This is a genomic window from Streptomyces sp. MZ04, assembly GCF_004684775.1.
In the GTDB taxonomy this organism is placed as follows: Bacteria; Actinomycetota; Actinomycetes; order Streptomycetales; family Streptomycetaceae; genus Streptomyces.
This window is the reverse complement of the sequence record NZ_SRIC01000285.1, coordinates 1-10,402: the sequence shown is the minus strand read 5'-3', so window position 1 is coordinate 10,402 and position 10,402 is coordinate 1. Positions and strand designations below refer to the sequence as shown.

Genomic DNA, 10,402 nt, shown 5'->3' with positions numbered 1-10,402 from the left:
AACGCATCCACAGAAGGCCCGGAAGCCCTCCGAGCCCGACGCCGCCCACCCCCACTGGTGGTGGCAGAAGCCTGCTCAGGCACGGAGACCCCGGCACCCACCGAGGCATCGGAAGCCTGGGGAGCAACGGCGGCAACCGCCCCGCCCCCCGCCCCCATAGGCACCTCAAGCACATACGCACTGCCGCTCATCCCCGGCACTTCATGCGTCTGCAGCACGCCTCCGTGCGCCCGCACGATGCCCCGCACGATCGGCTCGTGCACCGGGTCTCCGCCGGCGTAGGGCCCCCGCACCTCGATGCGTACGACCTCACCGCGCTGAGCCGCGGCCACGACGATCGTCGAGTCCACGTACCCACCGGCGGCCGGGGCCGAAGCGCCCGCGCCCGTCCGGGCGTTCCCCGTGGCGTCGATCCCCGCGACATCGGCGACCAGATGGGCCAGGGCCGTGGCGAGCCGCCCCGGGTCGACCTCGACCTCCAGCGGCGGCGCGTGCACAGCGAACTGCGCGCGGCCGGGCCCGATCAGCTCGACCGCGCCCTCCACACCACTCGCGACGACGGCATCGAGCATGACCTTTGAACAAGCGAGCTGATCGGCCCCGGAGTCGAGCAGCTGGAACCCCAGCACATTGTCGACAAGCGTGGTGATCCGCGCGTACCCGGCGGAAAGATGATGAAGAACCTGATTCGCCTCGGGCCACAACTGCCCGGCGTCATCCGCGGCCAGAGCCGAAAGCTCGCGCCGCAGCTCGTCCAGCGGACCCCGCAACGACGAGCCGAGCACGGCGAGCAGCTGCTCGTGCCGCGCGGCCAGCGCGTCGTAGCGCTCCTTCTCGCTCTCGGCCAGCGCCTCGAAGCGGTCCTTCTCGCGCTCGGCGAGCGCCGCGTACCGCTCCTGCTCGGCGGCCGCCTCCTCCGCGCGCTGCTCGGCGGCGGCGGCGAGTTCGGCGGCGTGCAGCTCGGTGGCGGCCTTGAGCTCCTCCGTCCGCCGCTCCGTCGCGGCCCGCATCTCCTCGGCGTGCTGCGCGAGCGCGGCCTCGTGCTCCTCGGCGAGGGCGTCGTAGGGCCGCCGGTCGGTGAACGTCATCACGGCGCCGACGAGCTGGTCGCCGTCCCGCACCGGAGCCGTCGTCAGGTCGACCGCGACCCGGTCGCCGCTCTTGGACCACAGGACCTGCCCGCGCACCCGGTGCTTGCGCCCCGAACGGAGCGTGTCGGCGAGCGGGGATTCGTCGTACGGGAAGGGCTCACCGTCGGCGCGCGAGTGCAGCACGAGGTGGTGCAGCTCCTGCCCACCCAGATCGCTGGCGCGGAAGCCCAGTATCTGCGCGGCGGCGGGGTTGACGAGAACGACCCGCCCCTCGGTGTCCGTGCCGACGACACCCTCGGCGGCGGCCCGCAGGATCATCTCGGTCTGCCGCTGGGAACGCGCGAGTTCGGCCTCGGTGTCCACGGCGCCCGAAAGGTCGCGGACGACGAGCATGAGCAACTCGTTGCCGGTGTAGCCGTAATTGTCGTAGGCGTCCCGGATGTCCTCGAGGTTCGAGCTGGTGACCTCGACCGGGAACTCGCTGCCGTCGGTGCGCCGCGCGGTCATCCGCTTCGGCTTGGTCCGCCCGCGCTCGTCGATGGAGTCGGGCCTGCGCATCGATCCGGGAATCAGCCGGGAGTCGAACTCCGGCAGCAGATCGAGGAGCCCGCGCCCCACGAGGGCGGTGCCCGGCGCTTCGAACGCCTCCAGCGCGATCGCGTTCGCGTTCACGACGGTCCCGTTGGCGTTGACGAGGACCAGCGCGTCCGGGAGCGCGTCGAGTATCGCTGCGAGGCGAGCAGCGCCTCGGGATGGCCTGCTGCTCACGACGACGCTTCCTCCCTGATTACCACTGCTTGCCGACCCGCTCAGGCCATCTTGCCCCTCGGCCCGTGGCGTGTCACGGGAGGGAGTCTACGGGGAGTGGTTGTGCGCGCGAGGCCGGATGAGAGGGAGGTCGCACGCAGAAGATGTGAGCGGGGAATGAAGACGGATGAACGCAAGACCCTCTTGAGCTAGGCCGTGACCTCGGGCAACACCGGTACGAGCCGGTCCCATCGGCCGGTCTCGCAGCCGTTGCTGCGGTCGAACTTCGCGTCGACGGGCCGCCCGTTCCAGGTCCCGGTGATGTGGGCGGTGGCGGGACCGCCGTACTGCATCGTGCAGACAGAGTCGGCCGGCACGGGTGCGAAGGTGTCCCTCCCCCACGTCCCTTCGTCGAGCTTCGCGCACGCCTTCGCCGCGTCCCGGTGCGTGCCGCCCGTCGGGTGGCATTCCAGCTCGTACGTTCCGTCCCCCGCGCCTCCCGAGTCGGTGACCGTCACCGTGAGCCGGTCGGGGGAGGGCTCCGTGAGCGGCGTCGACAGGTGCAGCGGACCCATGTCGGCGTGGGCGGCGGCGGGCGCGGCGCAGAGCGCGGCGGCGGACGCGGCGGCGGTGAGGGCGATACGGCGCAACATGACGGGGCTCCACTGGGTGCGGGGTACCGGGTACGCGAACACGTACGGGCTCTGCCGTCTCTAACGCCGCCCGGCGCGCGACGTTGCGGGCGCGCGGGACGCTTTGCCCTGTGGGCCTGACCACTAGTACCGTGGAGTCCGCGATTGGTGACACGCCGCTCGGCTGTGTCATCATCTGCACGCACCCCTCGCGTTCGCGCAGGTGTGCAAGCTGGAGGCGTCGCCTAGTCCGGTCTATGGCGCCGCACTGCTAATGCGGTTTGGGACTTAAATCCCATCGAGGGTTCAAATCCCTCCGCCTCCGCTTCAAGATCCGAAGCCCCGGTCCTGCTGGACCGGGGCTTCGGTGCTTCCTGGCCGTGAAGCACGTTTCCGCAGGTCGCAAGGGGTGCGGCAAACGGATTTCACATGGCGGCGGCGGTCATGTAATGTTCTTCCTGTCGCCGCGAACGGGCCGAAAGGCCGGGGAGCGAAGGCAGACAAAAGAAAAAATCAAGCACTCGTAGCTTAACGGATAGAGCATCTGACTACGGATCAGAAGGTTGCAGGTTCGAATCCTGCCGAGTGCACAGCAGACCAGAGGCCCCGACGAGAAATCGTCGGGGCCTCTGGCTTTTGCGTTGACGGCAGTCGTTGACGGCAACCGTCCTAGATCGCGACGGGTGATCCGGCTAGGCCGTCATCGTCATCCGGGTCATTCGGCCCGTTGCCGTCATCCGCCGACAGGGCGTCGCCCACGCGATCGAAGGCCGCTCGCTGAGTGTCGAGTCGCACGAAGGTGTAGATGTCCATCGTCACGCGGATGGAACTGTGCCCGAGGACTTCCATGATCGTGCGAGCGTCCGCGCCCCGTTCGTGCAGGAGGGACGCGCAGGTGTGCCGAAGATCGTGAAACCGGACCTGACGGATGCCCGCCCGGTTGCTCAGCGCCTCGAACGCGCGGTTGAGGTTTCGGGGCTCGACCGGCGTCCCGTGGCGCGTGGTGAACACGAGATCCGATGCCGTCCACTTCTCACCGGCCGCCAGACGGTCGGCCCTCTGCTGAGCACGACGCGCCCGTAACGCGATCTTGCATTCCTCTGGCAGCGCGAGCCGACGCGTGGAGCGGCGGGTCTTCGTGGCGGTCAGCGAGAGCTCACCGCTGACCCGCTGGAGGCTCTGCCGGATGTTGATCACGCCGTCCGGTAAGTCGACGTCCCTCCAGGACAGCCCGAGGACCTCGCCGCGCCGCAGACCGAGCCGGACCGCCAGTTCGTACGCGGCCCACACCCGATCACCGCGAGCGGCCGCCAGGAGCTTCCTGCCCTCCTGTACCGACAGCGGTTCGATCTCTCGTTGGGTCCCCATGCTCAGCTCCACGTTTCGGGCCACGTTGCGCGGCAGGTCGTCTTCGTTCACGGCGTGCTGGAGGGCGGCCCGCAAGAGCACGAGCAGGAACCGCACCGTGCGGTCTGACGGGTACTTCTCGCAGCACTTGTGGATCGCGCAGCACCTGCGCTTGCTCTCCGGGCGGGCTTGGTCCTTGCCCTGCGCGCAGCACTGGCAGGTGCGGGCGACCTTGAGGAGGAAGGCGCGTATGTCCCGTGCGGCCAGGCGTGCGACCTTCTTCGTGCCGAGGTTCGGCAGGATGTAATTCCGGGTCAGGGATTCATAGTTGACCCACGTGCCGCGCCGGACCTTCGGGCGGGAGAAATTCTCTAACCAGTACGTCATGTACTCCGAGACCGTCTGTTTCATGACGGAAATCGGAACACCGCTCTGTGAATCCGCCTTGAGGCGGGTCAGCTTTTCGTGTGCGTCGTCCCAGCTCTTTCCGTAGACGCTGCGCCGCTTGTACGTGCCGTCAGAGGTGAGGACGTATGCCGTGCCTTCCCAGCGTCCGTCTTTCCTTTCGTAGATGGACCCTTCCCCGTTGACGTTCTTCTTCGCCTTCGCCATCAGGCGCTACCTTCTTCCGAGAGGCGTGCGATGTAGTCGTGCAGGGCCACTTCACTTATGCGCCGGGATCGGCCGATGGTGACGGAGGCCAGCTCCCGCGAGCGGATCAGGTTGTAGACCGTCCAGCGGCTCACCTGGAGGCGAGCGGCCACCTGGTCCACCGTGAGCAGGAGCGGCGGTGCTCTGTGATCGGGTAAGTCCACTAGCCCCAGTCCTCCTCCTCTGCCTTGAGCTCCGCGAGGGCCGCACGGCCTTCAATTCGGTTTTCCTCGATGGCATCGCGAATCCCTTCGGCGATCTGCACTTCTGTCTTACTGGCGTATCCGGCCTTGGCGAAGGAGAGTTCTGAGTCGACGATCAACTCCCCGACGAGTCCAAGGTGTTCCCGTAACTGATCGGTCTTGAAGTCCGTACGGGCCTGACGAAGCGCCGTCATGGTCGTGCTGTAACTGCGGCTCTTCGTAGAGAAATGGCCGCCGTAGCCGAATTGGTGAGCCCATCGACGCAACTTCAGGTCGCGATATTCAGCGAGCCCGCCGAGCCGGGCAGCCGTGCCGACGATGGATCGTGCGTGCAGTGATCCAGGAAGTTCGGCGGGAGATATCCGAAGGCCCGACCCGTGGCAGCGAGGGCAGGAACCGGCGAGGCCTGACCCGTGGCATTCTTTGCAGTAGAGGGGCCTGTGGACGATGCCCGCGTCTTCTACTCCCTTGGTCACGTACTTGGCGATGTACGAGGCCACGGCGTTCGGGATCTGCCCTTCGTCCGCCGTGTTGATCACCGGTATGGGTTGGACGTCGACTTGGGCGCCGAACCCCAACTGCCACTCCCCAGCCGGGCTGTACGGCGTGGTGAGCCGTGCCAGCGGGGCCGCCTGGTGGACCGCCGCCGAGATCAGCTCATGAGTGGCCCAACCGGGCACCGTCTCGTCCGCCGTCGCCGGGTCCAGGCGGATCACCGCGTGGAAGTGCACCAACCCGCGCCGCTGGTACTCGGCGACCTTGAAGAACGACACCCGCACCGCACGCGCGAACCCTGCTCGCATGACGCCCGCCGCTCGCGGCAGTTCCTGGCGTCGCATCAGGTCTGTGAAGCGGTGCCACAACCGGCTCGCGTGGGCGTTCCACAGCACGGCCCCGGCGTAGTCGTAGCAACCAGCGCACAGGGACTGCCCGACCAGAGGCGAGTCAGGTGAGTGCTGGTCCCAGCACGCCAGCGGACGGCCATGTTCACACTGGCCGCTGCCGCGTCGGGGGTGGCATGGGGCGTCCTCCGACAGGACGTGCACCGGCCCGAACGACGGAGCCGTGAGGGTCACGAACGCGCGAGGGTGTTCGGCGACCGACTCCGGCATACCCTTGCCGCCGACGAGGCCCGCTTTCACCAGGTGCCAGGTGTCCCATTGGTAGATCCGCGAGCACGGGGCGCACCACTCTCGGCGCCGGTTGCCGCACGGGACCATCAAGGTCGTACGGCCACCGTTGCCCAGTTCGCGGACGATCTCGCCGGTGACTGAGTCGACCAGCCGTACAGGTCCCGTCAGATGGATCGGATGGGCGCAGCCGCCGATCCGCTTTACCTCCTCCTCCCAGTGCTTGTAATCGGGAGCAAGAACCCGCTCCCACAACGCTTTCTCTGCCGCCCATTCCTTGGCCGTCACACCGGCCGGGGGCGGACCTAACTCAACATGTACTACATCTGGAAGCACGTGTTGAAGGTACACCGCTTGTGCTACATGTTGTAGGCCCTTTTGTTGGCGTGGAGGATCGATGATCGAGACCGAAGACCCAGGCCCCGCCTGGAAGTTGATCGCAGACGCCTTGCGGTCCGATGTGGCCGACGAGGTCTATCCGCCCGGCAGTCCGTTGCCCGGCGAGAACCAACTAGCCGCGCATCATGGGGTGTCCCGACCTACCGTCCGGCGAGCGATCAACGTGCTTGTCGGAGAAGGGCTGCTGACTGCCTCGCACGGTCGAGGGACGTTCGTGCGGGCGCGGCCTGACCGACGCGTGATTCTGATCAACTCAGCGGATCCGATTGACCTGTTGGCCGAGGAGTACGACCCGCTGACGCGAGGGTGGCAGCCCGGCGAAGGGGCGCGGTATGCGGATGAGCAGAGCCGAGGATTCGACCTGTCATCCGGGGTCGTGACCGCAATCGGGCGGGGCGAGGCGGAAGCCTTGGGAGTCCGCACGCTGACTCCGGGGTTCTGCCGCTACCAGGTCTGGCGATTGCGTCCCACGTACCAGGCCATTGCCGTGCAGTCGGTCATCCCCTCGCATCTGCTCGGCATCTTCAGCGAGCCGGAACCCGAGGAGCCCGCAGACCTGGACGAGCGGATGGAGGCGGGCACGGCTGATCCGGTTCGAACCGGTGAGGACGACGATCAGTACGCCCCCGATGACGTGGGGTTGGAGACTCCCGAGGAGCCAGCAGACGGTGAGGGCGAGGAAGGCGTGGAGTCCGATTACGCGCGTCTCGCCAGGCAGCGCGGACCGGTTCGGTTCGTCACGACGGTGACCGCTCGCATGCCCATCGGCGACGAGGTGGGGGATCTTGACGTAGCCACCGGCACGGCAGTCTTGGAGATCCGCCGCGTCATGACTGACACGAATGGCAGCCCCCTGGAACTCACCACGATCACGGCACCCGCCGACCGGTTCGAGGTGGCCAATGCGCCGGAATGGTTCGCCGCGACCCGATCCACCGGGGGCGACGCTGCGGCCGTGCTGAGGCTGTAGGTTCCGCAAAGTTTCTTTACAAGGTCAAGGCGCGCCTTCGGCGCGCCGGGCGGCCCTCGCCGCCTCGGCCGGGCGTGCGGCCTTCGGCCGGTCCCGTCCGGTCGGCGAGCCGCCCGTACGCCGAGACACCTAGCCTTGCAAGCAACAGCGGGCCTAAGCCTCAGCGTCCCTTCGTTCCCCTGTGGCTGGGGGCGGCAGGCCCTCACGGCTTTACCCACCTCCCCGGATCGGGGCCCGCGTCGGGCAAGGCCAGGGGGCCACTCGTTCAAATTCCGGGCAGATCCAAAGCCTGCCCGAGTTGCCGGGAAGCGTACGGCCCCCTGACCATGCCCGACCCCAACCCGGGCAGGACACCGGCCAAAGCCGCGAGTGCCGGCCGCGTGGGTACGCGCGCCTGTACTTGGGTCGAGCTACGAGAACTGGGCAGTTCACGAGGCCGGAACGGTCTTGCCTGCCGGGTCGGCCATGCTGGCGGTGAAGTACTGGAACGCCGACAGTTCATAGCCGCTGTGCCCAGTGATCCCGGCGTGCTTGAGACACCACAGTTGGGTGTCATCTCCAGCCGCCGTGTCGACGCATTGCTCTGGGCATGTGAGGCACTTGCCGATGTAGCGCACGGCGGACTCGGAATCGGCTTTCAGCGTCTATTCCGCGAAGCGGTAGATCCCGCGTGAGACGCCGCCCGCGCTCATCCGAAGGCCTCAGCGGGGAGTTGAGGGCCGTCGTCCCGATCGTCGCCCTCCGCGTCGATCAAGTCAGGATCGCCATCCGGCACGGGTAGCCGTGAGCCCCTACTGTCCGCGATCCGCTTTGTGTCGCGCAGTGCCTGGCTCATGCAGGCCAGCGTGAACCGGAGCTGATCAGCAGTGGCCTTACCGTCGTTGAGCAACTCGGCCACATGGTCGAGAAGGTCACCTGCCATGCCGAGTTGCACAGACTCGATGTTGTCCGCCACGTGGGCCAGGTAGCCGCTGCCATCGCTGGACAGGTAACACGGCTTGCCATCCGGGGTCGACCAAGGAAGCAGCCGTGCCGTGGGCGTCGTGAGCATCACGACATCACCCCCGTACCTAGCGGCAGGATCGGCACTCGGAGTCTCGCTGTAGCTTGAGTCATGTCGTCAACCTCCTGGGTTGATGGCCACGCCCCCGGGCCGTCCACCACGGTCGCGGGGGGTCTTTCTTCAGCAAGACCCTTGCGCTGAACACCTGTTGATCCCATCCCACGGCCCTATAGACCCGCCCTATATTGGAGATATGGGAGACACTCCCGAGCACCTGTGGTCGCACCCGCAGCTAGCAGCGGCGGTTACCAGTGAGGACTGGGGCGCCGTCTTTCGCACGTACCGCAAGCTCACCGGCTTGAGCCAGACGAAGCTGGGGGAACGGGTCGGCCTCGCCCAGCCTGACGTGTCCGACATCGAGCGGGAGCATCGCCGGATCACCTCCGTCGAGGTGCGGCAGCGGATCGTGGCCGGGCTCGGGATTCCGGCAGACCTCCACGCCGTAACAGCGGAGGCACGCCCGGCAGGAACCCCGGTTCCGGGGCTTTCGCTTCCGGGGCCCGCGCCAGATGAGGATCTGTTGGCCCGCGTGACGAGCGTGGTCGACTCCGCCCACCGAGTCGACGCGGCAACCCTCGATTGGCTTGACCGACTGCTCGCCGAGCACCGCCGCGCAGAAGACCACATTGGGTCACGACCACTCGTCGACGTGATGCGCCAGCAACTCCGCACCGTCGTCGACCTGTACGCGGGTGCCCGTGGCCCGCTCGCGGACCGCGTCGTACGACTCGCCTCCGAACACGCGCAGTTCCTCGCGTGGATGGCCCAGGACCAGGCGCAGTCTGCCGCCGCCCTTGCTTGGTACGACCGCTCGCACGAGTGGGCGTTGGAGGCGGGAGACGCCAACATGGCTGCTACGACTCTCAGCATGAAGGCCCACATGGCTTGGTCCGGTGGCCGCGGCACCAGGTGTGTCCGCCTGGCGGAAGCGGCCCGCTGGTCAGCACCCGGCACTTCTCTCGGGGTGCAGGGCATGGCTGCACAGATGGCCGCCAGGGGGCATGCACTCGACGGTGAGGCCGACGAGGCTCACCGGCTGCTCGATGAAGCGCAAGGGCTCATCCGCCGGACGTCCGAGCACCCCGAGGACGAGCCAGTGTGGATGTACTTCTACGACGAGACGTGGTTCACCCTGCAACGCGGCATGGCGGCACTGCACTTGCGTGACTGGCGGGAAGCCGTGGATCAGATCACGGTCGGGCTGGCCGCACTGCCGGACGAGTACCGACGCGACAAGACTTGGTACCGCGCTTGCCTCGCACACTCACTCGCCGGGGCGGGGGAATCTGCACAAGCCGCGTCAGTGGCTGTGGCGAGCGTCCCCGACGCCGCCGACATCGGGCGCCCGCACTCGTGGAACGAGCTGCACACCACGGCCGCCGTGCTGAAGCGGCGGGGTGCGAGGGAGGGCACGCAATTGGTGACCGCACTCCGCGAGTACGACTGACGGGCCGTACTGCAACCGTCAGATCGCGCTTTCTCGCATCAGCTTGATGTCTCGGGGTGATCCGCTTCTGTCGATCCTTCCTTTGCGGCAGGGGCCTCCTCGTAGGTGTAACCAGGTGGCGGAAGTGCTAGGTCCGCTTCCGGGATCGAGAGGCTCCGCCGCATCAGCAGGAGCATTTCAAGCTCAGCCTCCTCATACTTCTGCTGCCGTTCGTAGAATCCAGGGTCGTCGGGATCGTCGTATTCCCCGAAGTGGCCCCAGGACCAAGCGGCGCCGTAGGCAGCGGATGCGGCAGCCGCCACGGGGCGGTCGGCGTAGAACTCCAGCTGTGCGAGCTTGGCGAACGCATCGGACTGCCACCCTTCTGGCAACTCAGGCTCATCCGTGAAGCCGTAACCATGGTTGTAGGCGGTCCTGGCCAACGCTTTCACCGCCTCGTAAAACTCCACATACGATTGGCGGCGGTGCTCGAAGGTGCGGGCCTCGTCCTCGCGAGCCCAATGTTCGCGCTCGCGTTCTCGCTCACGAACCCAGGCGACGGTTTCACGGCGATCCGACGAGCGCTGCGTAATCAGACTGCCTGTGATCCAGGCGGCTAGATGGTTGATGTGCTTTTACGTGCTGGTCAGCCGGGTCGGGTGGTCGTAGTGGATCAGTGAACGCTTCTTTTCGGTGCTGCAGGCCCAGTTGTGCCAGATCGCCGCGTTGAGGGCCAGGAGCCT

The 10,402-nt window shown here is 67.1% G+C and carries 10 protein-coding genes and 2 tRNA genes; 4 read left to right on the top strand and 8 right to left on the bottom strand.

The window, feature by feature from the left end:
• Both E2651_RS35880 and E2651_RS35875 read right to left on the bottom strand, forming a co-directional pair.
• The coding region (locus E2651_RS35880) for a PAS domain-containing protein (RefSeq protein ID WP_135335446.1) at window positions 1–1,859 on the bottom strand (1,859 nt) is incomplete at its 3' end.
• A gap of 188 nt (window positions 1,860–2,047) precedes the next feature.
• Window positions 2,048–2,491, bottom strand: a complete 444-nt coding sequence (locus E2651_RS35875) for an SSI family serine proteinase inhibitor (protein ID WP_135335445.1) — start codon at window positions 2,489–2,491, stop codon at window positions 2,048–2,050.
• Between the two features lie 213 nt (window positions 2,492–2,704).
• On the opposite strand from E2651_RS35875, the gene E2651_RS35870 reads away from it, so the two are divergent.
• Together E2651_RS35870 and E2651_RS35865 are read left to right on the top strand one after the other, a co-directional pair.
• Window positions 2,705–2,795: transfer RNA gene (locus E2651_RS35870), tRNA-Ser, on the top strand.
• Between the two features lie 192 nt (window positions 2,796–2,987).
• A tRNA-Arg gene (locus E2651_RS35865) sits at window positions 2,988–3,060 on the top strand.
• Between the two features lie 79 nt (window positions 3,061–3,139).
• Here the strand turns inward: E2651_RS35865 and E2651_RS35860 are convergent.
• The 3 genes from E2651_RS35860 to E2651_RS35850 are packed head-to-tail and all read right to left on the bottom strand — an operon-like array spanning window position 3,140 to window position 6,152.
• Complete coding sequence (locus E2651_RS35860; protein WP_135335444.1) at window positions 3,140–4,429, bottom strand: site-specific integrase; 1,290 nt, start codon at window positions 4,427–4,429, stop codon at window positions 3,140–3,142.
• Window positions 4,429–4,632, bottom strand: coding sequence for a helix-turn-helix domain-containing protein (locus E2651_RS35855; protein ID WP_135335443.1), 204 nt, complete (start codon window positions 4,630–4,632; stop codon window positions 4,429–4,431). Before E2651_RS35855 ends, E2651_RS35860 begins: the two co-directional genes overlap by 1 nt.
• Window positions 4,632–6,152, bottom strand: a complete 1,521-nt coding sequence (locus E2651_RS35850) for a replication initiator (protein ID WP_135335442.1) — start codon at window positions 6,150–6,152, stop codon at window positions 4,632–4,634. Before E2651_RS35850 ends, E2651_RS35855 begins: the two co-directional genes overlap by 1 nt.
• A gap of 46 nt (window positions 6,153–6,198) precedes the next feature.
• Between E2651_RS35850 and E2651_RS35845 the strand changes: the two genes are divergently transcribed.
• The gene (locus E2651_RS35845) at window positions 6,199–7,170 is read left to right on the top strand and encodes a GntR family transcriptional regulator (protein WP_135335441.1); all 972 of its coding nucleotides are present in this window, start codon (window positions 6,199–6,201) and stop codon (window positions 7,168–7,170) included.
• A 428-nt stretch (window positions 7,171–7,598) separates the two neighbouring features.
• Here E2651_RS35845 and E2651_RS35840 read toward each other — a convergent pair whose 3' ends face one another.
• Both E2651_RS35840 and E2651_RS35835 read right to left on the bottom strand, forming a co-directional pair.
• Window positions 7,599–7,787, bottom strand: a complete 189-nt coding sequence (locus tag E2651_RS35840; RefSeq protein ID WP_135335440.1) for a hypothetical protein — start codon at window positions 7,785–7,787, stop codon at window positions 7,599–7,601.
• Window positions 7,788–7,858: 71 nt separating this feature from the next.
• Window positions 7,859–8,221 carry a hypothetical protein gene (locus E2651_RS35835; RefSeq protein ID WP_135335447.1) on the bottom strand — a complete coding sequence of 121 codons (363 nt, stop codon included), beginning with the start codon at window positions 8,219–8,221 and terminating at the stop codon, window positions 7,859–7,861.
• A 205-nt stretch (window positions 8,222–8,426) separates the two neighbouring features.
• Here E2651_RS35835 and E2651_RS35830 point away from each other — a divergent pair, with 205 nt between their 5' ends.
• Window positions 8,427–9,680, top strand: coding sequence for a helix-turn-helix transcriptional regulator (locus tag E2651_RS35830; protein ID WP_135335439.1), 1,254 nt, complete (start codon window positions 8,427–8,429; stop codon window positions 9,678–9,680).
• Between the two features lie 38 nt (window positions 9,681–9,718).
• Here E2651_RS35830 and E2651_RS35825 read toward each other — a convergent pair whose 3' ends face one another.
• Window positions 9,719–10,129 (bottom strand): hypothetical protein, encoded by a 411-nt coding sequence (locus E2651_RS35825; protein ID WP_135335438.1) that lies wholly within the window; start codon window positions 10,127–10,129, stop codon window positions 9,719–9,721.
• Between the last annotated feature and the right edge of the window lie 273 nt (window positions 10,130–10,402).